General features: G+C 51.6%; 30 protein-coding genes. 27 read left to right on the top strand and 3 right to left on the bottom strand.

Annotated elements, in window-relative coordinates; genetic code table 11:
• From OGM16_04065 to OGM16_03935, 27 genes are all read left to right on the top strand, one after another.
• The gene (locus OGM16_04065; GenBank protein UYJ47457.1) at window positions 1–327 is read left to right on the top strand and encodes a DUF5713 family protein; all 327 of its coding nucleotides are present in this window, start codon (window positions 1–3) and stop codon (window positions 325–327) included.
• A 5-nt stretch (window positions 328–332) separates the two neighbouring features.
• Entirely contained in the window at window positions 333–1280 is a 948-nt protein-coding gene (locus tag OGM16_04060) for a DUF4241 domain-containing protein (GenBank protein ID UYJ47456.1), read from the top strand.
• Window positions 1281–1307: 27 nt separating this feature from the next.
• Window positions 1308–2789, top strand: a complete 1482-nt coding sequence (locus OGM16_04055; protein ID UYJ47455.1) for a hypothetical protein — start codon at window positions 1308–1310, stop codon at window positions 2787–2789.
• 16 nt (window positions 2790–2805) lie between these two features.
• Complete coding sequence (locus tag OGM16_04050; GenBank protein ID UYJ47454.1) at window positions 2806–3231, top strand: hypothetical protein; 426 nt, start codon at window positions 2806–2808, stop codon at window positions 3229–3231.
• Window positions 3232–3292: 61 nt separating this feature from the next.
• Window positions 3293–3892 (top strand): hypothetical protein, encoded by a 600-nt coding sequence (locus OGM16_04045; GenBank protein ID UYJ47453.1) that lies wholly within the window; start codon window positions 3293–3295, stop codon window positions 3890–3892.
• Between the two features lie 2 nt (window positions 3893–3894).
• The gene (locus tag OGM16_04040; protein ID UYJ47452.1) at window positions 3895–4140 is read left to right on the top strand and encodes a hypothetical protein; all 246 of its coding nucleotides are present in this window, start codon (window positions 3895–3897) and stop codon (window positions 4138–4140) included.
• 10 nt (window positions 4141–4150) lie between these two features.
• Entirely contained in the window at window positions 4151–4591 is a 441-nt protein-coding gene (locus tag OGM16_04035; protein UYJ47451.1) for an immunity 51 family protein, read from the top strand.
• Window positions 4588–4851 carry a S6 modification enzyme RimK gene (locus OGM16_04030; GenBank protein ID UYJ47450.1) on the top strand — a complete coding sequence of 88 codons (264 nt, stop codon included), beginning with the start codon at window positions 4588–4590 and terminating at the stop codon, window positions 4849–4851. The genes OGM16_04035 and OGM16_04030 overlap by 4 nt, the downstream gene beginning before the upstream one ends.
• A 10-nt stretch (window positions 4852–4861) precedes the next feature.
• Window positions 4862–5176, top strand: a complete 315-nt coding sequence (locus OGM16_04025) for a hypothetical protein (protein ID UYJ47449.1) — start codon at window positions 4862–4864, stop codon at window positions 5174–5176.
• The gene (locus OGM16_04020; GenBank protein UYJ47448.1) at window positions 5176–5586 is read left to right on the top strand and encodes a hypothetical protein; all 411 of its coding nucleotides are present in this window, start codon (window positions 5176–5178) and stop codon (window positions 5584–5586) included. The genes OGM16_04025 and OGM16_04020 overlap by 1 nt, the downstream gene beginning before the upstream one ends.
• The gene (locus OGM16_04015; GenBank protein UYJ47447.1) at window positions 5576–6058 is read left to right on the top strand and encodes an SMI1/KNR4 family protein; all 483 of its coding nucleotides are present in this window, start codon (window positions 5576–5578) and stop codon (window positions 6056–6058) included. Before OGM16_04020 ends, OGM16_04015 begins: the two co-directional genes overlap by 11 nt.
• Window positions 6059–6067: 9 nt before the next feature.
• Window positions 6068–7705, top strand: a complete 1638-nt coding sequence (locus OGM16_04010; protein UYJ47446.1) for a hypothetical protein — start codon at window positions 6068–6070, stop codon at window positions 7703–7705.
• A gap of 42 nt (window positions 7706–7747) precedes the next feature.
• Window positions 7748–8218, top strand: coding sequence for a DUF4259 domain-containing protein (locus OGM16_04005; GenBank protein UYJ47445.1), 471 nt, complete (start codon window positions 7748–7750; stop codon window positions 8216–8218).
• A gap of 3 nt (window positions 8219–8221) precedes the next feature.
• On the top strand, window positions 8222–14404 hold the full coding sequence (locus OGM16_04000) for a DUF2185 domain-containing protein (protein UYJ47444.1): 6183 nt from the start codon (window positions 8222–8224) through the stop codon (window positions 14402–14404).
• Between the two features lie 15 nt (window positions 14405–14419).
• A complete protein-coding gene (locus OGM16_03995) occupies window positions 14420–15283 on the top strand; it encodes a CbrC family protein (protein ID UYJ47443.1) in 864 nt (287 codons plus the stop codon).
• Window positions 15284–15292: 9 nt separating this feature from the next.
• Window positions 15293–15844: a DUF4304 domain-containing protein gene (locus OGM16_03990; GenBank protein UYJ47442.1), complete on the top strand. Its 552-nt coding sequence runs from the start codon at window positions 15293–15295 to the stop codon at window positions 15842–15844.
• A 26-nt stretch (window positions 15845–15870) separates the two neighbouring features.
• Window positions 15871–16401: a hypothetical protein gene (locus tag OGM16_03985; protein ID UYJ47441.1), complete on the top strand. Its 531-nt coding sequence runs from the start codon at window positions 15871–15873 to the stop codon at window positions 16399–16401.
• 24 nt (window positions 16402–16425) lie between these two features.
• Window positions 16426–16713, top strand: a complete 288-nt coding sequence (locus tag OGM16_03980; protein UYJ47440.1) for a hypothetical protein — start codon at window positions 16426–16428, stop codon at window positions 16711–16713.
• 21 nt (window positions 16714–16734) lie between these two features.
• The gene (locus OGM16_03975; GenBank protein ID UYJ47439.1) at window positions 16735–17094 is read left to right on the top strand and encodes a hypothetical protein; all 360 of its coding nucleotides are present in this window, start codon (window positions 16735–16737) and stop codon (window positions 17092–17094) included.
• Window positions 17095–17114: 20 nt separating this feature from the next.
• Window positions 17115–17894 carry a hypothetical protein gene (locus OGM16_03970; GenBank protein UYJ47438.1) on the top strand — a complete coding sequence of 260 codons (780 nt, stop codon included), beginning with the start codon at window positions 17115–17117 and terminating at the stop codon, window positions 17892–17894.
• 28 nt (window positions 17895–17922) lie between these two features.
• Entirely contained in the window at window positions 17923–18801 is an 879-nt protein-coding gene (locus tag OGM16_03965) for a DUF4261 domain-containing protein (GenBank protein ID UYJ47437.1), read from the top strand.
• The gene (locus tag OGM16_03960) at window positions 18802–18942 is read left to right on the top strand and encodes a hypothetical protein (protein UYJ47436.1); all 141 of its coding nucleotides are present in this window, start codon (window positions 18802–18804) and stop codon (window positions 18940–18942) included. It abuts the gene before it with no gap.
• Between the two features lie 28 nt (window positions 18943–18970).
• Window positions 18971–19933, top strand: a complete 963-nt coding sequence (locus OGM16_03955; GenBank protein ID UYJ47435.1) for a WYL domain-containing protein — start codon at window positions 18971–18973, stop codon at window positions 19931–19933.
• A 131-nt stretch (window positions 19934–20064) separates the two neighbouring features.
• On the top strand, window positions 20065–20433 hold the full coding sequence (locus tag OGM16_03950) for a helix-turn-helix domain-containing protein (GenBank protein UYJ47434.1): 369 nt from the start codon (window positions 20065–20067) through the stop codon (window positions 20431–20433).
• Window positions 20434–20444: 11 nt separating this feature from the next.
• The gene (locus OGM16_03945; protein ID UYJ47433.1) at window positions 20445–21059 is read left to right on the top strand and encodes an ImmA/IrrE family metallo-endopeptidase; all 615 of its coding nucleotides are present in this window, start codon (window positions 20445–20447) and stop codon (window positions 21057–21059) included.
• 104 nt (window positions 21060–21163) lie between these two features.
• Window positions 21164–21712: a hypothetical protein gene (locus OGM16_03940; protein ID UYJ47432.1), complete on the top strand. Its 549-nt coding sequence runs from the start codon at window positions 21164–21166 to the stop codon at window positions 21710–21712.
• Window positions 21713–21989: 277 nt separating this feature from the next.
• The gene (locus tag OGM16_03935; protein UYJ47431.1) at window positions 21990–22538 is read left to right on the top strand and encodes a sigma-70 family RNA polymerase sigma factor; all 549 of its coding nucleotides are present in this window, start codon (window positions 21990–21992) and stop codon (window positions 22536–22538) included.
• Window positions 22539–22639: 101 nt separating this feature from the next.
• Here OGM16_03935 and OGM16_03930 read toward each other — a convergent pair whose 3' ends face one another.
• From OGM16_03930 to OGM16_03920, 3 genes are read right to left on the bottom strand one after another with little or no spacing between them, the layout of a single operon-like run.
• The gene (locus OGM16_03930) at window positions 22640–23068 is read right to left on the bottom strand and encodes a hypothetical protein (GenBank protein UYJ47430.1); all 429 of its coding nucleotides are present in this window, start codon (window positions 23066–23068) and stop codon (window positions 22640–22642) included.
• Between the two features lie 8 nt (window positions 23069–23076).
• Window positions 23077–24003, bottom strand: a complete 927-nt coding sequence (locus OGM16_03925; protein UYJ47429.1) for a ParB/RepB/Spo0J family partition protein — start codon at window positions 24001–24003, stop codon at window positions 23077–23079.
• On the bottom strand, window positions 23960–24787 hold the full coding sequence (locus OGM16_03920; protein ID UYJ47428.1) for a ParA family protein: 828 nt from the start codon (window positions 24785–24787) through the stop codon (window positions 23960–23962). Before OGM16_03920 ends, OGM16_03925 begins: the two co-directional genes overlap by 44 nt.
• Between the last annotated feature and the right edge of the window lies 1 nt (window position 24788).

The raw sequence follows: 24788 nt of genomic DNA, 5'->3' as shown, positions 1-24788 counted from the left end.
ATGAAAGCATTTGACCCCAATTACAAACTGCTGGACGAGATGTATCAGGACAATTACTATCCTGCTTTTTTGGTAGACAAGGTAAAGGACGAGCTTCAGAAGGTCATCGACCTGCTGGAGAACGGCGAAACCGATACCGAAGTGGTGCAGGAAACGCTGGATGAGGCGGTCTGCGGCATCAATGATCTCCAGGAGGAGTTTGACGAGCACGACAGCGAGATCGAAACGGTGGCACGGGAATGTATCGCGGCAACCGTGGCCTACATTCTGGAGTGGTTTGGCATCCCCATTGACACCGAAGAGGCCATCCGGGAACGGGACTGGTGATCCCTATGGCAGAAAAAGAACTGGCCGTTTGTGATGAGTGCGGCAGCCTGTTTTTCAAAGGCTCCTCACAGATGATGGGACTGTGCCCGGAATGTGCCCATATTCTCTATGGCTACCCGAATTGTGACCATCATTTCCAGAATGGCCGGTGTGTGAACTGCTACTGGGACGGCTCAAAGAGTGTGTACATCAAGAAACAGAATCAACAGGAGGAAACTGATATGCCTACAACTGAATGGCTGAACAAATACGAAGCAATCAAGAACAAACTGACCTGTAAAGATGACTTAGAGGCCCATTTCACAGAGAAAGTGATTGGGAACATGGCGGTGGATGTACTGGACATCGGTGTCGTCCATTTCCCTACCGGGCAGATCTTCGCCTGTGATCCGCTGGTGGAGCTGGAGGACACTCTGCCCTTCCTTCAAACGATCCCCGCTGGAACTTATCCCGTGAAAATCTGCGTGGTGCCCAGCGAACAATACGGCGACCGCTACGCCTGCGTCAAGCTGGAGGTTTCTCAGGAAAAGCCTGTCCGATATGAGCTGGGTATGGTGGGCAACGAGAATCTGGACGCGGCGCTGGGAGATGACGACTACTTCGGTTTCGGCGTAGACGCCGGAATGGGCTGTATTGCGGACATCCAGACCCAGGCGGCCTTCAGGACCTACTGGGCCAAGCGTTTGGAAGAAGACCCGGACATCGACCCCTACAACGACCTGTTCTGCGATCTCCTGGAGGAAAACGTCAAAGCCCACCCCAAATATCAGGGAGAGTACGGCGACTGGCTCAACTGGACAGTGCCGGACACGGACTGCAATCTGCCCATCTTCTCCTCTGGCTGGGGTGACGGTTACTATCCCGTCTACTTTGGCTATGATGCAAAAGGCGAAGTCTGCGCCGTGTATGTGCGCTTCATCGACATTGAAGCCAGTTATCAAGAACAGGATTAAAAATGTGACAGAACAAAGGAGAGTGCCATGAAAGCTAACGCCGGAGAGGTCTATACAGTCTATAACCAATATCTGAAACGCTACACCGCCTGCCAGGTGGCCTATATTGCGCCGCCGGACACGGTGAGCAAAGAGTCTTGGGCGGTGATCCTCTCTCTGGATTGGGTGGGCGACGCCCCTCTGACTGCGGAGGAATTGCCCCAGCTCCGCCCGCTCTACAAGGACTTTATGTACTGGCCCCGGGAGCTCCACCTGCTGCGGGTGCCGGTGGAGGTCCCGCCCCAGTACACGCTGGTGGGTACCCTGCCGCCCTTTACCGACCAGCCCTGCCGCTCCTACGGCGGCTGGAATGACGGCTACGATGTGTACCTCCAGATCCGATGGCAGGAGATTCCGGCGGAACGGCGGCGGGCCTTCAAGGAGGCCATGGAGAGCGAAGAGAAAACGGAGATCGGCGGTATCCCGGTGAAGGTCAGCAGCCACCGGGTGACGGACCAGTACGAACCATTCGATTCGGCGCTGGAACTAAAGTCGCTGCCTTGCCTCTCCACCCTTATCTGCGAGCGGTGGCACCCGGATCTGCTGGAGTTTTTGCGTGGAAATCCCTTCCTCGATGAACTGACTTTGCTGAACCACGGTCAGAGGACACTTGATCTGCGGGGCACCAGCATCAGAAAGCTGATGCTGGACATGACCGGCCTTCAGGAACTGTGGCTGGGTGAGGAAACGGAGCAGCTCCTGTTCCAGAACAAGGGCTCGGACGCCTGTACCATCCATGCCCCCGAAGATGGCAGCGGTTTGACCCTCCAATTTATCGGGCAATATTGCCCGCACACGGAACTGCCGAACCTATGGGGGCTGCATGGCATCCAGCTGAAGGACTTTGATCTGACCGGACTGGCTGCTGTCCATCCCCATCTGAAAGAGCTGAGGCTCTGGGGCGCGCCGGGAAACCTGGGGAACTTCTCCGCCGTGGGAGGGGTCCGGGAACTGACGAACCTATCCACCTTCGACCTGTTCGGTTTCGGGGCGGACGACATCCCTACCCCAGAGCAGATGCCGGAGCTTCGCTGGTTCTGGATGACCAGCCTGCCGGAGACAGCGGCAAAAGCGGCAAAGCAGCTCTGGAAAAGCAAGCCGGGAATGGATCTGCGGATTACCAAACCCCGGAAAACGGAGTGGCTGGCGCAAAACCTGGACAATCCCTTCCGGGGCTGGGACGGTGCGGAGCATATTCCTGCCGCCGCTGCGAAAAAGGCAGCCAATCAATACCGCAAGACCCGCTCCCAGCTGATGAAGCTGGCCGCTGAGCCGGGCGAGGCCGCCCAGGCCCAGGCGCTGGAAGCCGTGGCCGCCTACACCCAGACCTTCAACAAGATGGGCTTTATCGAAACCGAGGAACGGGATGAAATTTACATGGCCCTGCGGGGTATCCTGGATGCCCTGCCAGGTGACACGCTCCAGAAAGATTCCCTGATTGAGAAGTTTGAGGAGCTTCGAGATTTTTGAGGAGGTTGAAAAAACAATGGATACAAGAATCACAGAACTGTTGGAAGAGATAAAAAAGGCAATCGACAAGGCTGCCACCACAGGCGACAAATATCAGTTTATAGATCCGGTCTTTGATTTAACTGATGAACTGGAACAGTGCGAAACACCTTTTGATGCTGTAAGACCGATCTTGGAACTGATTGAATCTTCTCCCAATATTGATTTTGGCGGTCCTGGGCCGTTGGGTAGCTTTATGGAGAAGTTTTACCATGAAGGCTATGAGGAAGAATTGGTCGCATCGCTGAAAAGAAAGCCAACTGAATACACAATTGCTCTCATGTTCCGCATCATTGCAGATAAGAAAAATCCCAATCTGAGTGAATACAAACATCTGTTAAAGACACTTGACTGCACCTCTGAAATTGATACTTTCTGGTTGGATGAGATTGCAAAACTGTAAAGGATTTGAACCCATTTCGGTTTCGGCTGTGAAAGCAATTTCCTGAAAGGAGTGGAGGCGCATGAGCCGAATCATTGATGAACCCTACTTTACATACAGTGCATACAACGCCCTGACCTCCGGCATCCAGGTGAAATGCCCCAAGTGCCATGGCACGGGCATGGTAACAGCGGATGATGACAACGCCTATTTCCGCTGCCTGAGCTGCGGCCATCAGGAGACCCGCGACCGGACGATCTACCGTTATGATGTCCATAACCAATGCAAAAACTGCGGCAGGTACTATCGAGTGGATATTGAAGATACAGCAAAACAGCACTTTTCCGTTCTCCATGTGGCCTGTCCCTATTGTGGAACAACCATGTCAGGAGAAGTTCATAAAACAGCGGAGGCGTTTTCATATATTGGCGAAATCAGGGATGGACGAGAACCTTATTTCAGGTTGGAACTATGGTTTTTGACCTCCTTCCAGGGTAAGTCGGTCTGGGCACTCAACCGGGAACATCTTGCCTATTTGATCGGCTATCTCAGCGCCGACCTGCGGGAAAAGCCGCCGGGAAGAGCGAAAATGACCCAGGCTGACCATCTCCCCACCTTCATGAAAACCGCAAAGAACCGGGAGCGGATCGTGAAGCTGCTGAGGCAAATGCAGGAGGAATGAGGATGGAACAGGAAGTTATTTTCAACGGCCAAATTCTTACCCTGACTCGGTTTTGGGCAACAGGAGAACCTTGCCTGTGGATTACCGACCCGGAGCAGATCGGGATGCCTAAAATGGAATTTGTGGGAGGCCACCCGGACGAATATTGCATTTTCCTGAAAAATCTGACGGAAACAGAGCTGGCACAGATCACATCTCTGGACGGTGCTCCACTGGATGTAAAAGAAGAACGAAACGACATCGAATGAGGAGAACACTATGAAAGACCTTTGCCAATACGGAAACCGACCGGAGGACGAATGGGAAATCTTGCCCTGGATACCAGACCCGCGCCCGCCCTTCAAAATTTGGGCGAAGCCGGAGCAGATCGCGCCATTCTTTCTCATTCCCCACCACCCCTATGCGATCTCCCTTCTGCTGAAAATCAGTGACGGATTCCGGACAGAGGAATTCCGACGGCTGGGACTGATCGGCAGCAGCGAGGATTGGGAGCGGCTTGTCCGGGGCGTGATCCAGGAGTTCGAGGAAAACAACAGCGGCGTGGATCTGTTTCACTTCGACTCCGACGAAGATGTGTTCTGCGTGTACTCCCAATACATCGATGACCTGATGCTGCTGTCCAAAATGATCCGGGCGGCCTGTGACAATGAAAAAACGATGGGGATGTATCTGAACATGAGCGAGGTTGCGAAAGCATGAAAGAGTTGACCACTCAAACAGGGATTATAGTAAAATGCAGTAAAACGGCCATTGAATTTTTCCAAAATGCTCAATCAGTGGATTTCTTCTCTGCACTGGAGATTCCGAAGGAATTCCAAGACATAGCGGTTGAGTTTTATGATTTGATTCTGGAAAACGACCATCCTACAGCTTTGCTGGGCTGTCGCGGCAATTATGATATTGCGGTACAGATAGATGAAGTAACCGGCACCATGACGGGGTGGCATTGGTTCAAATGAGGGAAATGGAATGATCGAGTACATCAAACTCTTTTGGGAGGGCGCACCGGAGGGAGAACTGTCGGTGATCCTTTATGAAGTGGATACAGGAAATGGGCGGCTGGCCCTCCGCTCCATCGACATCTTTGCAGATTGCCGCACCCGTAACATCCCTGACCTTTACGACGGCGCCATCGAGATCACGCCGATCCCCACCGTGGAGGAATTGAACGCCCATGTCTGGGGCGAGGAATTCCACGCCTGCATCATAGAAAAAGCGGAATTTGAGGCCATCTGGGAAAGCCACACCTATGATGGAGCGTTAAAAGAATCAGGAGGGTTCTGATGAAACAGACAGATATTTATACCGAAGCTCTGACCTGTCTGCGCTCCATCCTTCTGGCAGACCATCCAGAATTTCAAAACTGGATCGACTGGCTGGAGAGGGATATTCAGGACTGGACCCAGCGCCGTGAGGTTGCCCACCATCTTCGGGCATACGGCGGCATGGGCTCATTCAATGATCTGCCCAGTATGCGTGGAAATCACGACTACATTTTCGGCTTTCTCAAGTCCGTGTGCTATGCCTTCGGCCATCTTTATGGCAAACGGGAAGGCATTTCTCCGGAGGCACTGATGGAGGAGTGCCTGCACGATGTAGAGCAGGCAGCCTATCACCCCCATAAGCCACTGAACCAAGCCATTGCCCAGCACTTGATGCAGGGCGATTTACAGGAAAACCTGGATGCTCTGTGAGGGAAATACAATGCATGACATGAATTTGGAAAAAAACCGCAGTAAAATTCAAACTGCTTATAAAGTAAGCCCCTTCACAAAGGGTACCTGCCCAGAACCGGAGGATGCTGTGAAACGATTTGAAAGCAGGTATACTCCCATCCCCGCAGAGTACCGCTGGCTACTTTTGAACTTCGGCGGCTGCTATTTGGCGGAGCCGTGGATCTTCACACTGAAAGAGTTGGAAGAAGCCTACCCGATTTTTCAAGAGGCTTATGAGGATTACATGAGCGAATATGACCACGGCCCCACCTTTCCAATCGGAGGATTGGGTGACGGGAGTATCGTATTTATCGACTTAGAGAGCGGCAGAGTCCGGGGCTATAACTGTGACTATGCCGATCTGGAGGAGATTGCCGAGAATTTTTCCAGCCTGCTCCTGGGCCTTGTGGAACAGGCATTGGAACTGGGAAACCTGTGCAAAGAATTGTGAGGTAAGTGTATGGCAAAGGACATCAGGGAGTGCCTGCTGGAGCAGGTAGGAAAATTTCATCAGTGGCAGGAAATCACTTATCCCGGAAAAACCACCGAGGAGATCGGCGGTGCATGGGAGGTCGATTACCCTGCGTGGAATGATATATTTGATGCCTTTTGCCATGTGTTGACCCAAATGGATGCAGAAACAGCAGACAGCGTCCTACTGGATGAGATGGTCTATCTGATCGCCAGGGACAACGAAGCGGAGGGGTTTATACAGGAGACCACTTCCCATCCCCAATGGTTCGAGCGCCTCTGCCGCAGGGCCGCAGCCTCCAATGAGAGTGAGGCCAAGTGGCAGTTTGCCGCATATCTGTCAGAATGTCCGTGCAGCCAGGAAGTCAAAGACATGATCCTGGACTTCGCAAAGGACCCCAATGAATATGTAAGCCGGCGGGCACTTTTGGCGATGCCCGCTCTGCGTCCTGACTGTGTGGAGCAGTTCGCTCCTCTGTTCTGGGAGCGCAACTGTTACTCTCCTGAACTTCCGGAATACCAGCGGATCGCCGTTCTGGTTTCACTGGACGCCATCCATTCCGACCTGCTTCCACAATACTTGGAACGGGCCAAGCAGGATGGTCGGAGCTATCTGCTGGAACACGCAAAACGAATCGAAGGAGGACTTGCCATGAACGAAAAACTGTCCCGTCCCCAATTCAATCAAATGGATACAACCGAGAAGCAAACGCTGATGGAAAGCTTGGCTGATCGTTATGATATGACCTTTCTCGGTCTACATACTTTTGACCGCTGGGGCCAGAGTTGCACCACCGGCATCTTCGAGAAAGATGGTCGGGAGTTCGTCTTTGTCCCCGGCGATACCGTCACCCTGGGCTGGGAGCAGTTTGCCGTGGGACTGAATCAGGAGAGCCGGGAGGAATTGGAGTATCTGTTCCGAGAATGGGAAATGGAGCGGGACCCGGAGGAGATGATTCGGGAAAGCATGGCTCCTGTTCGGCAGGCGGCCATTGGACCCATGTTGGTGGGCCGGGAGCTGGAGGAACTCTGCTGGGAGCCGGTCAAGATGGACGATCCCAGGCTGACTGCTCACCCTGACTGGCTGAAGGAATTCCGTGATTTTGCCTGGAGTGACAGCAGCAGTCTTACCTTGCATCAGTCGGCCCGCATTGAGCGGACGGAAAAGGGCTTTCAGATCTGTATCTATAACCGCACAGACTACGATGCGCTTCTTGCCATGCTGCAAAAACAGGGCTTCTCCCTGCCCACGGCGGACGAGTGGGCCTACCTGTGTGGCGGCGGGTGTCGGACCCTGTTTCCATGGGGAGATGGGTTAGACTACTCCATGCGTCTGCACTGGTTTGAGGACATGGATGAGGATGAGAACCGGCCCTATGACATGGAGGAACCCAACTTCTTCGGCCTGTCCATCGCCTATGATCCCTATATGCGGGAAGTGGTGCAGGCTGATAGACTTACCACCTGCGGCGGTGACGGCGGATGCAATATCTGCGGTGGGCTGGGCCCATTTCTCGGTTTCCTACCCTGTTCGCCCCACTGTAAGCCGGAAGTGCAGGAGGACAATGAACTAAACGGAGATTATGACTTTTATCGGCCTATCATTCGGCTGGAGAACTATGATTGACAATAGAAGCTTGATACAAAATAAAGAAAGAGAGGTGCCGACATGGGAGCATGGGGCATAAAAGCATTAGAGCGTGACGAAGGGCTGGATGTACTGGACATCCTCAAAAATGAATATGTACCGGAGCATCCGGTAATGGATCTGGGCGAGATGATCGAACTGATGAAAGAGGAAGTCATGCTGGGATCTGACTTCTCACAAATCGACTTCCTCTTTGACAATACTGCGATGGCTCTGGCGGAGCTGTATTTCCAATGGAAGGATAACGGCAAGCTGGACTACGATCATGAAGAAGCTGTATGGGATAAAGTCACCGGTTTCACAGCATCCAAAGAAGCACTTGCTTTCCTGCTGCGGCAGCTCACCGACATCAAAAACGAGGTGCCGGACGAGGACGGCATCCGTGAGATTGTGGATCTTTGGAAGAACGAGGACAGCGGTGAGATCGCTCCTGCGTGGTTGGAACACTTGAATCAGCTCATTGATCGACTGGATTCAGAACAGGAGGCGTGACAGATGTATATCAAAAAATATTGGGGCAACTTTATTGGCGGTTCAGATGACAGTCTGAACCTTGTGGCATTTTTAGAGGATCAGAAAAAGGAGGAGATCCCCCTCAGCGAGATTTTCGCCAAGATCGGTCTGGACAAGCAGAACTGGGACTTTCGCCAAACCGTGGAGTACCTGGAGTTTACACATTCCGATGGCGTGGAAATGGACTTCCACTTCGCCATTGATGTGGTCACCGACCTGGCCGCCATCCTGCTGGAGTGCAGCGTCAGTGGCAGTGTAAACCTTCAGGATCTGGACGAGTACAACACCCCCGATCGTCGTGTCCGCATCACTGCTACGCCAGAGGAGCACGAGGCCATGGACAAGGCCCTGGCGGACTTTGCCCATGCCCCGCTGGAATACGACATCAGCGAGATGATGGGCGAGGATGAGATCACGGATATGGCTTATCAGGTGGAGATGCTGCGGAAAGAGCTGTACGAAGCCTCCGGCCGTAATCGGAACTACCATGTAAAGGCGGAAGATGTAAAACATCTGCTCCCTGACTGGGCCGGCGCCGATGGCTGTATCGCCACCAACCGTATCACGGTGGAGGGCTGCAAGATTGGCTACTGCTACCGGGAGAAGGCGGACGGCGGCTGGGACAGTGGCTGGCGCTTTACCGCCGGTGACGAGAGCGAGGCGTACATGGACGACCCCAACAATGCCGGGATCTACAAGCTGAATACGATCTGCAACGACGATCCCGACATCATTCCTCTGCTGAACACCCCCGCCCCCTGCGCCTTTGCCCGGGACGAAAACGGCGTGTTTCAGCCGGAAGTATTGGAGCCAGAAGAAATGGAGGAACCGGATATGGATATTTTAGAGCAGTGCCAGAAGTGGCATGAAAAAGGCAAATACCAAAAAATCATTGACGCGCTGGAGGCCATCCCCGCCGAGGAGCGTACCCCTGAGATGGACAGCGAGTTGGCCCGCGCCTACAACAACCTGGCTGTTCCAGAGGATCGGGAACTGTATCAGAAGGCGATTTCCTTGCTGAAACCCCATGCAGACTACTTTGCAGAAGACTACCGTTGGAACTTCCGTATGGGCTATTCCTATTACTATCTGGATCAGGAGGGCCGGGCATTGCCCTATTTCCGCAAGGCGTTGGAGAAACTTCCTGGTGATGAAGATACCCAAAAGCTCATTGATGCCTGTGAGAGTCTTATTGCCTTGCCGCAATTCTCGGAGTGCTTCCGGGAGCGGACAGAGAACTGGTGGGAAACCTTTGCCGAGATGGAAGCAGAATTGCGCCAGATGATGGATGAGGACAAAGATCACACCCGCGGCGCAGAACTCGTGGCCCAAATGGAGGAAACTCTGAATCTGGTTTTTGATGAGATCTCTTTCGAGATGGGCTTCAACGGCAAAAAGCATGAGCTGATCCTCACCCCGGAGGGTGACAAGGTCAAGCTGTTTGAGCTGGTCTACTTCCAAAAGCACGCCCCTAAGGAGGTGCTGGAGCACTGGAACATCCTGGTGGGCCGTCAGCCAATCCGAAACATCGGCCTGCGTACTGAGGATGGCTGGGACATCTCCGGGGAGGATGTGCAGATCTGGCTGGAGGAGCAGGGTGAAAACAGCTTCGCCATCTCTGCCTACTGCGAAAAGCTGCTGCCTATGCTCCGGGAGGAGGAAGGCCGGGTCTGGTGGATGCTCACCACCCTCACCGACCAGGTGCTGGGAGAGATCCCCCACATGAGATACATAGATAGCTTTGATGTGCTGGAGGAACCCAAGACAGAGCCGTCCTTCCTCCTGTCCCAGCTTCCCGACGCTCTGAAGGAGCGGGGCCTGGAACTCTCCACCGACCCGGAAGCCTATCTGGAGAGCTATCTTGGCTACAAAATGGAACCCAATGAAGATCCCGACGCCGATTGGCGGCTGGATGTAATGGCCGGTTCCACCTGCTGTGTGCCGCTCATCAACGGCTACTTGAACGCCGACAATGACTTTATGGACGATCTTCATGCCGACGGCGCGGTAGCGGGCTTCTTCTGCTATCCTCTGGATACTCTGCGGGAGGAGGAAGGAACGGATAAGATTTTCGACTTCCGGGACAAGCTGGAAGAAGTGTTCACCACCGGCGACGGCCCGGAGGTTCTCACCCTCACCGGCGGAGCCACCGGCCTCTACTGCGGCTATGTGGACTTCATCGCCTGGGACATCCGAGAGGCGCTGAACATGGCGAAAGAGTTCTTTGAAGGCACGGACATCCCATGGGCCATCTTCCACACCTTCCGCCGTGAAGCCGGTTCTGTACCCCTAAAGCAACAAGATGATGGGACAGAAACTGAGAATCAGGATGACGAGTTGGACGAAACGCTGACGGGCATGGACTATATTCCTTACACCCAACAGAACGCCGAAGCATTCTTCGCTCAGCTGGAGCAGTGGAACGACGAAGACGAGTACACCCGCTGTATCCAGGCACTGAATGCCATCCCGGAGAACTGGAGGAACTACCGCACCGCCTACGCCCTGGCCCGTGCACTGGAGAACTACGCCATCATCGGGGACCATGACGAAGGTACTTTGAAATCCAAGGGAGACAAAGCCCTTCTGAGGGCCATTGAGGTGCTGGAGTCCGTCCGGGAGGAAGGCCAGGACAAGGCGGAGTGGAATATGCGGATGGCCTATGGCTATCAGTATCTCTACGGCCAGGAGGAAAAGGCCATTCCCTACGCCCAGCGGTGGGCAGAGCTGGACCCAGAGGATGAAAATGCCCCGGCGGTAATTCGGGAGTGTAAGGCGGAGATCCGGAAACGCCAGTGCAGCCGGAAAAAGAAGGCCAAATTCGTGCCTGGTGATACTCCATTTGAGGGCTTCGACCTCACCAACTTCTGGGATGATAATTGGTATGCACTGAAAGAATATGTCAGTGATCCGCCTTCCGATGAGCTGATTGCCAGCGTGGAGGAGGAACTGGGCTACAAGCTGCCCGCCGCCTACATCTGGCTGATGAAGCAGCACAACGGCGGCATTCCGGTGAATACCTGCTATCCCTGTGATGAGCCCACCTGTTGGGCAGAGGACCATGTGGCCATCACCGGCATTTTCGGCATCGGACGAGAAAAGAGCTGCTCCCTCTGTGGAGAGCTGGGCAGTCAGTTTATGATCGATGAGTGGGAGTATCCTGCCATCGGTGTGGCCATCTGTGACTGTCCAAGCGCCGGACACGATATGATTTTCCTGGACTACCGGGATTGCGGTCCCCAGGGAGAGCCTGCGGTAGTCCATGTGGATCAGGAAAACGACTATAAGATCACCCATCTGGCAGACAGCTTTGAGGAGTTCATCCGCGGACTGGAGCATGAATCCTTGTATGATCCGGATGAAGACGTAGAGGATCTTGAGGATGACGCCGACGAGGAGGAAACCGACCATAAGGGTTCCTTTGCCGGATCTGTGCTCCTCTCCAAAGCAGAGTGGGACAAGGAGCAGTTGATCCGAGATCTGCGGGAAGAATGGGGCATCGTAGATGAGGAGCCGGATGAGGGCGACGAAGATGTTGAGAACAGCGATGACGCTGTGGTAATGCGGGTCGGCAATATGATGCTGATCGTGACACTCTTCCACGGTCACATCCCGGACAATGAAGCGGAGATCAACGCCGAAAACAACTATATGTGGCCAGAGGCCGTAGAAGTGGCCAAAGCACACAAGGCCCATATCATGGTGGCTGTGTTAGGCGAGGAGGAAAAACTGCTGGAACGAGGTAAGCTGTTCACCAAGGCGATGGCAGTGTGCTGCAAGCAGAAATACGCCACCGGTGTCTATACCAGCGGTGTGGTATTTGAGCCTCGTTTCTATGAGGGCCTTGCATATATGATAAAAGAGGACGAACTGCCCATCTTCAACTGGATCTGGTTCGGCCTGTACCGGAGCGAGGGTGGCCTGAACGGCTACACCTACGGCATGGATGTGTTTGGCAAGGAGGAAATGGAAGTGCTGAACACCGACGCCGAGCCGGAGGAACTGCGAGACTTTTTGGCAAGCCTTGCCTCCTATGTGCTGGCGTGTGATGTGACGCTGCAAGACGGCGAGACTATCGGCTTTTCTGCGGACGATAAGCACACGATCACCCGCAGCCCCGGCGTCTCTCTGCCAGAAGAACAGATGACCCTGAAGATCGGTTACGAGCCTATAAAGGGAGATCCGGAGGATGACAGTTGCGACCACTCAGACAATGAGGACACGCAGGATGAGGAAGAATTCAGTAATCCCGAAGTCTACACCGAGGAGGAGATGGAGGCCGTCGAGGGACACATCCAGCAGTATTTCGGCAAGTTTGAGAATGTATTCCACGAGATCGTTTCCCCGGACATCCATGTGGACATCTGCATGGTGCCGCCCACTGAGGAGCGGGACTATTACACCTTGGTCACCATGGGCATGGGCGCCCACCGGATGAATGTGCCAAAGGAACTGGCGGAGTACAAGCTGGAGCGGGCAGAGCTGGCCATTGCCCTGCCTGCGGACTGGAAGCTGGATCAGGAGTCCATGAAAGACGAAAAGTGGTACTGGCCCATCCGCCTGCTGAAATCCTTGGCTCGTCTGCCCATTGCCAGTGATACCTGGCTGGGCTTCGGTCATACCATGGACAATGAGGAGGACTTTGCAGAAAACACGAAGCTGTGCGCCGCCATTCTGACCGGCCCCCAGGGTACGAAGGACGGCAGCGAGGTCTGCACTCTGCCGGGCGGCGAGGAGGTCAACTTCTATCAGGTCATTCCGCTTTATGAGGACGAGTTGGACTATAAACTGGAACATGATGTAGACGCTCTGCTGGACAAGATGGCGGGGATCAGCTTTGTGGTGAACCCCACCCGCCAGGATGCAATCACCCGTGGCACCCTTTCCAATGATGATTTTGACGGTGAGATGGACGATGCTTCCTATCATATCGAGAGCATTGAGGAGAAGGAACTGCCTATTGACCCCATCAATGCTTATAACCACATGGCCATCTACCTGCGCTGGTGTATGGAGCACGACCTGATGAGCGAGGACTTCTTGAAAGAATACAGCGAAGTGACCAAACAGGTCAAAGCTGATCCTGCCAATGTGGATCTGAGGGAGTTTATCCGGGATGAGCTGGACGGCTGTCTGTTCTCTGTGCTGTTCAATCAGCAAGGCCGTGCCTTTGCAGGCTATTACTACGGAGAGGGCGACAGCCCCTACTATCCTGCCGATGTTGACGACAACGCCCTCCGCTTCTTCGGCCCGGAGCGGTATCACTCTGATGAGTTCCAGGATGAAGCCTACCTGTTCATCCCCTTTGACGAGGACTACTATCAGGCTATGGCAGAGGTGATCGAAGAACGCTTTGAAAACTGGCAGGGACAGGACTTCGACGAGGACACGCTGGAGCCTTCCGAGGTGGCTCATGCCATCATGGAGTATCTGGACTGCGAGTGTACCTATTTCCCGTCCATGGCAGATGATGACCCCATCATGTCAGCATACAGCTACGCCCAGCGGCTGGGGATACGGGAAGGCTTTGTTCCCGTGCTTATCCAGGCGGATGATGAAACGCTGTTGGAGTGTCTGGTAATGAACGCCGATCCGGAGCATGATGCGGACTTCTATGAATTTGACCTCAAAACGGTAACGGAGTATCGGAAGAAGATGCTCTCCGCTCCCGTCAAAGATGGAAAGGCGGTTTTGGAGGAATTGACCGGCCAGCGTAAGGAAGAAGCCGAGGACGATGATCTGGACTGGGAGGAGGAAGTCCTGGGCGAGATGGAGGGCGGAGAACCCAACGACCGCTTCGCAAACTATTGGAACGATGATACCGGAATGACATATCCGCTCATTCTGGCTAAAATTCCGGTAAAGAACCCCTGGGAGATCTTCGCCTACCTGCCCTTTGGAAATTGGAATGAGTGTCCCGACACACCGGACCTGATGGCAGTGGCGAAATACTGGTTCGAGCAACATGGTGCCATCCCTGCCGCCATGAGCCACGATGAATTGGAGTTTGAACTTCCAACTCCGATTTCCAAGGAAAGAGCTATGGAGGTGGCTGTGGAGCAATATGGTTTCTGCCCAGATCTGGATCAGAATGAGGATGGAAGCATTGGCTCCTTGGCAGCTGTCCTGTGGCAGTCCACCGTCTGGTATTTCTGGTGGGATTGATGGGAGGTGCGACCAATGACAGAATATCAAAAAACCTATATCGAACTAAAAAAACAGTTTGTTGCGACCAATGAAGGTCCGGACAGTGTCCGCGCTCTATATACCTTCAAGGAAGAACTTGAGCAGAGTGAGGATCAGCAGGCCAAAGAAGTGCTGGTGGATGTGTATGATCTACTGGACTTCAAAAAGGATGCCTATGAACTGCTCTGCCAAATCGGAAATCGTTCCGATAAAAAGACCCTCAAGCGGCTGGGCACGCTGAAGGACTATGCGGACAACTGGGGCAATCATTATGCTCTCCCCAAGCCCAAAACGCCGGAGGAAAAGCAGAAAGAGAAGGAACGGCAGGCCCAGCTGGGCCTGCCCGCCTTCCGGTATCACCCAAACCCTCTGGAAACTGGGGCTTTTGAGGAATCCGCAGACGGCGTTGTCTGCGACTGCTGTGGCAAGACGACCCATATTTTCTATACCAATCCGTTCTTTTCAGTGGAGGATATTGCATATCTGTGCCCAGAGTGCATCGCCAACGGCGAAGCAGCCCGGAAATATGACGGTAGTTTTCAAGATGATTTCTCTGTGGACGATGGTGTAGACGATCCGGAGAAGCTGGACGAGTTGATCCACCGCACCCCCGGCTACTCCGGCTGGCAGCAGGAATACTGGCGCGCCCATTGTGGTGACTATTGCGCCTATTTGGGTAATGTGGGAGCCAGAGAACTGCGGGCACTGGGTGTGCTGGAGGAGGTGCTGGACGACCCCATGTGGGACGAGGAGCAGAAGGGAATGATCCGGGAATCCGTCAATGGCGGGCATCTGCAATGCTATCTGTTCCAGTGCCTCCACTGTGGAAAGCACCTGGTCTGGATGGATTTTGATTGAGGTGGCAACATGGAGAAGAAGGATTTTCCCAAGGGAACCAAGCCCCGTGAGATCTTCGTCTATACCTGTGAGCGGATCGCGGAGCCTTTGATCCCGCTGGGCTACAAATACCGCAAGAGCAAAAATGACATCTACAAAAAAGACGGCATCTTTGTGTTCTCCTTTTACTTTTCCCCCTCCATCCGCTTTGGCTCCACCACTTTTACTGCCTTCTTCGATGTGAGTTCCCCGGTGATTGCCCAGTGGCGCAGTGAGCAGGAAGGGACGGAGGAAACCTATGATGGTATCGTGGGTACCTCCATCGCCCGGCTGACCCACCGGTATGATGACTTCCCCCGCTATGAGGTATCTACTCTGCTGGAGCGGGAACGCTCTATCCAGGAAATTTCCGGGCAGATCCAGGACTATGCACTACCATTCTTTGCCCGGTTTTCCAATCTGCCCAAGCTGCTGGACGATGTGGAACAGGAGGGGTTCTTCCCCCATCGGAAGGGGTTCGATGTCCCTAAGCGGAATCGGGAGTTCATCGAATGCTTCCGGGAGTATCTCCAAAAGCAGTAGGAATCAGCAGAAAGGAAACAACACCTATGTCAAACAGTAGAGTATCCACTTGGAGTGGAATCCGGAACAAATTGGAGAATGACTATCTGTGTCCGGCGCTCCGGGGCCACATCCAGTATTTTGCCACCAGTTACAGCAAAAGCGCCGACCATGAGGGCCGGGCAGCCATCCGCATGGACGGTGTGGAAGTACTGCGGAGCAACTACTACATCTATTTTGAGAATGTGTGGACGAAATTCACGCAGCTCAGGTCAACAACCATGAAAGACTGTGACTCCACAAAGGAGGCAATCAACCTTTCTCATGCTCATGCACTGGAGCAGGGCACCTTTGACCAAAAGGTGTTCTATGAGGCGTTTGGTATCTTTGACAACCAGAGCATTGAGAAAAGCCTTGTCAGCGAGAATCCTCTTGTCCGCATCTTTGCTCTCCTGGATCGAAGGCTGGGAAAGCGCCGCCTGCTGGCTTTGGAGGAATCCATGGAGCAGGAGCTGGACTGGGTGCGGGCCTTCTATGTGACCCGGATGCAGGCAGAAGGGCTGATGGACAGAGAATAACGAGGGTTAGGAGAATTGTGCAGCATGAATTTTTCGGATATTGTCCAAGGTGAAGACGGTTTTTTGGTAGAACTGCGTTGTAATAACACATTTCAGGTGCAGTTGTTTGGAAAAATAAAAGCTTATCTTCTTGAAAATCAACCAGCATGGAAGGCAGCAGGAGCGATCCCTATTCCCGATGCAGTTGCTATGTTCAATCTGATTGACCAGCTGGCTGGTGGAAATCGGTATTGGAGCGAGGAAACAGGACGCCAGGCAGAAGATGCTCTTTTTGAATTACAGGAAATAATCGATTCGTTAGAGGAAACATAATTTCGGTGAGGAGGAATCACCATGTCACAGATCGCATTCTTTTATCTTCTCAAAGACAACCAGCGGAAGGAATTGTCCAACGGCGATTGCTCCGGCGCGGTCTATATGGCCATCTGGGACTGGTGTGAGAGCGAGCTGGATCTGGATGTCCGTTTTCCTGCTCCCCAAACGGAGGACACCTTGGACTGCGCTCTGCTGGAGGGAGAGATGGCGTCTAATGTGCTGGCAGCTCTGCGGGAGCAGGACCTCCCAGAGCTGGCCGCTGAAATTGCCCCAGACTGGGATCTGCCCACCGAGGCGGTGCAAAGCGGACTGGAAACGCTGCGCTCCCACCTGGAGCTGGTGCAGGGCGACGCTGCCCTGCTGTATGAAATGATATAGACAGAAAAGGAGAAAAACTTATGGGACTTGACATTTATGCCGGGACGCTGACCCGGTACTATTCTCACAACTGGAAAACTGTTGTTCAGCAGTGGGCAGAGGAAAACGGATATACCTTCAACCGGATTACGCCGGATGGAGAACCTGCTGACAACGAGGAGGAGCTGTCCCCGGCCGAGGTTCAGGCGGCAGTGGAGGACTGGCGAGATCAGATCTTAACCGCCATTTCCCAGCCGAACCAGCCGCCCTACACTCCATGGCCGGAGGACAACGAGCGGCCCTATTACACCGATAAGCCGGATTGGGATGCCTTCGGTGCTATGCTGCTGGTAGCCGCCTGTCATACATACGAGGAACCGGTGCCTCCCACCATGGAGAAGGACTGGGACTTCGGGGAGCATCCCCTGATTGCCCGCCTTGCATCGGACGACGAGCGGGTGTGGTCCCTGTTTCGTGGGGCTACCTGGTGGCTCCCTCTTTCCGACAGCTTTCTGTTCCAAGGCCCTGTGCCCACCGATGATCAGACGATGATCGCCACCTTGGGCGGACTGCGGAAGGAGCTGGAAAAGCTGAACCAGCTGGCATGGCAGGCCGATGAGGACACCATCCTTGGCTGGGCCGATACGGAGGGCTACCCGGTAGACGGAACCGTAGACTCAGATGGACAGTACAGCAAGGCAGACAGCCCGGAACACATCCAGTATGACACCCAATCCCTTGCCAAGTTCGCCTTCTCCATGTTCTGGCGGGCCATGCGGTTTGCCGAGGAACAGCAGGTGCCCATCCTGCTTGATTATTAAAGAGAATTTGTCAGGAGGTGGAAACCAAATGAGCAATAAAGTATTCCAGCAAAATCTGGACGACAAAAAAGGCCCCCAGCCCGGTGGCCCCTATCTCATTCAGATGCTGTTCAAAGAGCCGGTAGAAATGCCGGATAAAGCAAAAATGACTGCCGTAATGGAGAAGCATATCGGATCAACAGAGTGCTTCTGTTATGATAAGAAAATGGCCGGCTTTGCCGCACAGGAGCATATTGCAGAATTCAAGGACGGAAAATGCCCGGTGCAGCTGATGGTGATGAAATGCGACAAGTTCAAGGGAAAAGGCTTTGATGCCTTTCTCATGAGCCAGATGTGGGACTGCCAGGAGGACCGGGAGCGGATCTTCCGGGAGTGTCGGTATCATGTCATAGCCACCGATATGCTGGCGGCGGCGCTTCCGGCTCTGGAGCGGGCCAACCTGGACGCCGACTTTCTTGACGCCCTGGTGGAGCTGTACCCCACCTGCGAGGCGTTCTACTTCCAGAACTGCGGCAAGCTGTTTCTGGCAGAGGATGTGCGCTCCCATCAGATCGAAGGCCCGGATCGCTTCATCCGCTTTGGCGTCAATGTCCGCTTCTTTAACATTGAGGGCACCGAAGATATGCTCATCGACACGGTGGGCATGAGCACCCTGTTCCTGCCAGACCTCCAGTACCACTTCCACGGCATGGACCCCAACTGGGTGGTAAACCACGCCTACAATGTGGCATCGTACATATTGGAGCATGATAACCCCATTCAGGATGGGGAAACCATAGACGGCGTGGCGGATGGCCAGATGTGCCGAGAGATTCAGTGGAAGTGTCAGTATGAGGACGCCCTGATCCAGCCGCCCAGAGGGGTGCTGGACATCAACATGGGGAAATATGCCTCTGGAGGACGCTGAATGAACGGCGTTGTGCTCCTGGTGGGCGGACTGCTGCTTGTGGCGGTAATCAAGCTGATTATGGATCGAAATTGGCTGGGCCTGCTTCTCTGTGTTGTTGCCCTGCTTCTGGTCTTTGGGGCTGGACACCATACAAAATAGGCCATTTTAAGAATCGAGGAGGTGAAGTATGCAGAATTCAACAAATATGCGGGTACTGGAATTGCTCCGGTTTCTCTATGAGCGGACCAATGAAAACCATCCCGCCACAGTATCTGACATCATTGCCCATCTGAATGGAAAAGGAATTCAGGCAGTGCGGCAGACTGTTTACGCGGATACCAATGCGCTGATCGATGCAGGAATTGATATTGTGGTGGTCAAGAGTACCCAAAACCAATATTTTATGGGAAGCCGCCTGTTTGAGTATCCAGAACTGAAAATGCTGACAGATGCAGTAGCTTCCTCGAAGATCATTTCTGCCAAGAAATCCGAGGAACTGGTACAGAAATTATGCCGTCTGACCAGCACACATCAGGCAGAGCAGCTTCAAAAATTTGCTGCTTTATCCAGCCGTGTCAAACCGCATAATGAAAAGGTTTACTATATCATTGATAATATCCAAACAGCGATTGGAAACCATCAGCAAATTCGGTTCCAATACTATGAATATACTCAGGAAAAAAAGAAAATCTTAAAGCACGATGGATATTATTATGTCGTAAATCCTTATGCGCTTGAATGGAAAAATGACCATTACTATTTGATTGGATTTTCTCTGAAGCATCAGAAAATTGCTCACTTCCGTGTAGATCGGCTAACAGGCGTAGAAACCCTTGAAACTTGCTTTATACCGATAGAGGGATTTGATGTAGCCTCCTATACAAACAAAATGGTGGATATGTTTACCTCAGAGTCATCGAAAGAAGTAACCCTGGTATGTGAAAGCGAACTGATGCGTGTAATCATAGACCATTATGGAGAAGATGTACCTGTTGAGAAATATGATGATGGACACTTCACAGCAAGGATTGAAGTAAACCCCAGTGGAACTTTTTATGGCTGGATATTCAAATTCAAGGGAAAAATAAAAATCCTATCCCCAAAAGAGTGCATTACAGAAATGCAGCAAATTGCTCATGAATTTATATAGCGCAAAAGAGGTGTTATTGATTTTTAACACCTCTTTTATAATGAAATTTTTACCCTTGAACTGAACAGTTGTTCGATATACAATATAAGCAAGATGTTCGCAGTTCGTCGAACAAATGAGAGGTGAATGCTGTGGGCAATATAACTTTTGGATCATTTATAGCCGAGAAACGCAAGGCGCACAAATTCAATTTACGCGATACAGCCAAGCATTTGAATATTGCTTACGGCTATCTGTGTGACATTGAACAGAGCCGCCGTCCTGCTCCCAATGGAGATTTTGTGGAACGCATCTCCGCCTTTCTGAATTTGGATAAATCAGAATATGAGTTGCTTTTGGATCTGGCTGCAAAATCACGCAATACAGTATCTGCTGATTTGCCAGACTATATCATGGAAAAAGATATTGTTCGGGCAGCCTTGCGTGTGGCAAAAGAAGTAGACGCTACCGATGAAGAATGGCAGACATTTATGAAAATGCTAAAGGAGCGTAAACGATAGGGGGGAGAGCTTTGTCAATTCCACAAATCCGTACAGAAGCAATCGAAGCGGTAGGGCGAAAAATCCTGATGGAATATGATCCCTCTCTGCTATCCGGGCAACCATGTCCTGTGCCAATCGAAACCATTATCGAGACAAAGTTTGACCTAATCCTGGAGTTTCATACACTAAGCAAAAACCCCAAGATATTAGGGGAAACCATTTTCGATGACGGTGCTGTTGTCTTATATGACCAGATACAGAGACAGTATCGAATGATTGCAGTAAGAGCCGGTACAATCTTAATTGATGAACGGCTTTGTGATCCGTCAAAATTAGGGCGGCTCCGTTTTACCTGTGCCCATGAGCTGGCTCATTGGGTACTGCATAAGAAGTTATACTCCGGTACTGGAGATGTTGCTGCGTATAACGGAAATGTTTCTTCCGACGAAAGTCATGGCATAATTGAGCGTCAGGCAGACACTCTGGCCTCTGCTCTACTAATGCCTTTACCGCAGATCAAAAAATGTTTTTACCGGCTTAGAATAGGCCGGACAGATGAACAGCTCATTGTAGAAATGGCAAATATTTTTGAGGTTTCCAAGCAAGCAATGCAGATTCGTCTAAAATCCAGGAACCTGATATAACCAAAGGGAGGAATAGAGGGAGGCACTGCCCTCTCTCACTCTCCTCTGCTATGCTATTTTGTACCTAATATGTTCGCAATATTGCGAACAAGGAGGGATGTTCTATGAGAAAAGAAAGTACAACAATCCAAAAATGTAACAGCAGGCTAACAGCTTTGGGGCTTAACAGCGACGCTGCGTTTCATAGAAGTAAGCTGATTCTAAAGATTTACCGTGATGTAGTCTGGGTTCTGAGTGAACGGGCAGAAGAATTACAAGAAACTGCTTGGATTATGGGAGAACAAGATATAGAGTCTGGCCTCTGCTATCTTGAAAATTTTGCACCAGATATTGAACTGCAAGCCTTTGAAGAAAAAGTTTGCTGCCTTGTTCAAAATCAAATGCTGGTCAATATTATTGACCGTGCACTCCTTCGGCTGAAACGGTATCCGGATCGAGGAGAACTTTACTATGAAATTTTGACTAAGCAATTCATCTATCGGTTCAACAGTACAGAGAAAGAATTGCTGGAAGAACTAAATATAGAGCGCAGTGTCTTTTATGACCGAAAACGAGAAGCCATCTATTTATTTTCTGTTTGCTTGTTTGGATATTCTATTCCAGAAGTCCTGGAGGAGCTGCCCCGACTAAATCCCGACAAATCCCCGACCTAATCCCTACTCCCTTCCGACTTCCGACCTGCTATACTTGTTATAGTGGCAGGAATGCGCTAAATTGAATACTTTTCTACATAAGGCCCGGCATTAACCGGGCTTTTTTCATTCCTGCTGCAATATGGCGGCAGGAACATGGCTGGAGGTGAAAACACTTCCGGCCTTTTTCTTTGCCCGGTATTAGGAGGCCGGTATGCGCTGGGAGGCGTACATAGCAAAATATCCATGACACCGTTCAAATTCGCTGACTACCAAGAATTTGAACGGAGGAAAGGATATGACGAGAGTATTCATTTGGAAAAATAACAGCCCACAGGAATGGGAGGAAATCAGTTTTTCAGCGTTCAGTAAGGCACGCCGCAATGGTTGCTTTACTGGGCGCTTTTTTGTTGAAACAGTCAAAATGTTCCGTGATGAAGATGACCGCATTATCATGGAATGTTCTCGCAAAGATTTTGAAAAATACCAACAGGAGGACCGCCACAGCCGCTATCTCCAGGAACATGAGAAAAGTCGCTCTATATTCCCGGCTTCTCATGTGGGAGATCGTGACGGCACAGAGGAAGGTTATCAGGATACAGATTTGTTTGTGGATGAATCTGTTGATACTGCGGAACAAGCAATTTGTAATCTTCTTATGGCCGATCTGCACCGTGCTTTGCAGCAGCTGAGTCAGAAAGAACGCTCTTTTATCTTGGATTATTACGGCATGGAAAAGCCAAGTACACTGCAATTAGCCAAAAGATATGGCATTAGTCAGCCCGCAGCTCATAAGCGTCTGAAAAAAATTGAAGAAAAAATAAAAAAGTTGGTTATAGATTTCTAAAAAAAGTGGCAGTAGCAAGTGAGAGGGAAATCCTTTCACTTGCACCTTGACAACCTCATATACGAATCATTAAGTTTGATCCTCTTTGGGCGTAATAGCCGCTACATCAGCGGTATATTTTCTGAGAGCTGCCACTCACATAACAGGCCAACCCATTTTGCTGTATAGATGATTTTGCGGTTTATCAGAAATATATCAGGCTGGAATACATCGGATGGCATCCGGTCATGGCATAACAAAGAGGGGAGCTCTCTTATAGCCATAGTCCGAGCGTGATAACAACCGTCGCAGGCCATGGGTAAGACTAAACGAAGTGAGGTGAAATTCCTGAGAAGCGGGCCAGCCACCTGCGGCTTAATGATTACCCGAATCCCTGGGGTGTCGTGGACAAGTAACGACTTTGCCAGAAGCGCAGGAGAAATATCATCGAACTCCTCACTGTAGTTTACGAGCATATCTACCATATAATCAGGATCGCAAAGGTCGTAGAGTTCTTCCAAAGCGCCCTGAATGTTTTTGGGTGTAAACATTTTTTACCTTACCTTTCCATTGATTTTTCTCTTTTTTTCTGCCATTGCTCCAAAAGCTGAATGATTTTATCCTCCATCTGCTTGTTGGTATAGGACTTCGGGAAGTATTTTCGCAACGAATCCGTTTTGAAGGTTACTCTGTCCAGCTCTCCCTTCTTGATTTCATTCATAATCTCGCACATCGCATCCAGCGTACACTCGCCCTCCTGTGCGAGCTTTTTAATTCGCTGTGCTTGCGAAAGGGAAGGAGCTGCTTGAGCATAATCCATTGCAGAAAGAAAATCCTTCTGTTCTTCACTTGCCAGATAGGAAAGCTCCACCGCAGGATTGAATTTGATCTGACCCGTATCTACCATATCCAGCAGTTCCGGAATCAGTTCGGTCAGACGGATATAACGGTGTACCTGATTTCTGCTTTCTCCTGCCTCCTGACCGACTATATCCATTGCCTGCAACTTCATCCCAACTTGGGATGAAGTTAAATCGGTGCGTTGACCTTGATGTTTAATCGCATCCAGCTTCATCTTATAAGCAAATGCTCTTTCACTCGGCAGGATACTCTCCCTCTGCAAATTCGCATCAACCATCAAAATAATGGCTGCATCATCGTCCAGGTCACGAACAATCGCAGGCATGGTTTCCTTACCCGCAAGCTCCGATGCCCGGTGCCGCCTGTGACCAGAAACGATTTCATAACCACCGTCGGGGTCAGGACGGACAATCGCAGGAGTGAGAACTCCGAAATCTCGGACGCTCTCTGCCGTTTTCATCATTTCTTCATCATCAACCACACGGAAGGGGTGTCCCTCAAAGGGGTGTAGCTCAGAAAGCGGAATTTCCTGCACACGCTCCTGCTGGGCTTCAGCTCTGGATTGATCGGTGGAGAAAATATCATCGTACCCCTTCAAGCTGATGTTTGCGCCTTTTTTCTGCATTGTTTAACACCTCCTTCGTCAGAATTTTATAGGCTTCGGCAACTTTGCCTTTGGGATCATGCTTGAAGATACTGGTTCCCTCTGCGCTGATTTCCTCTGCACGGACAGAGCGGGGAATGTCGGTCTTGTAAACCTTCAGCTTTCCGCCGTAGCTCTCCCGAATCAGATTGCTGATGTCTTTGGAGTAGTTGGTGCGGCTGTCCACCATCGTCAGAAGAATCCCTTCAATCCTCAGTTTCGGGTTGATTTGCCTCTTGACCTTGTTGATGGTTCCAAGCAGCTGTTCCAGACCCTTTGCAGGAAGGTATGCTGCCTGAACCGGTATCAGCACATTGTCGGCAGCTGCCAACGCATTGACGGTCAGCATACCCAAAGACGGCATACAGTCAAGAAGAATGTAATCATAATTCTGTTTGACTGTATCCAGGTATTGCCGGAGAATGGTTTCCCGGCTCATGGCATTGACCAGTGCTACCTCCATACCTGAGAGTTCGATGTTGGACGGCACCAAATCAACGCCCTCCGGATGATGAAGAATCCCTTCATCGGGAGTAATAGGGTTTTCCATCATAATCTTTCCCATCAGATCGGAAAGTGTCGGAGACAGATCATCCGGGCAGGGATTGCCCAAACTGACCGTCAGGGAAGCCTGGGGATCGGTGTCTACCAGAAGCACCTTTTTTCCTTCAAGAGCCAAGCCAACGCCCAGATTCTCGGTGGTGGTGGTCTTTCCAGTGCCTCCTTTCTGATTGACCACCGCAATGATGGTTGCTTTTTTCGACATT

Source organism: Lachnospiraceae bacterium (assembly GCA_025758065.1).
Lineage (GTDB): Bacteria > Bacillota > Clostridia > Lachnospirales > Lachnospiraceae > Enterocloster.
This window is presented reverse-complemented; position numbering and strand designations above follow the sequence as displayed.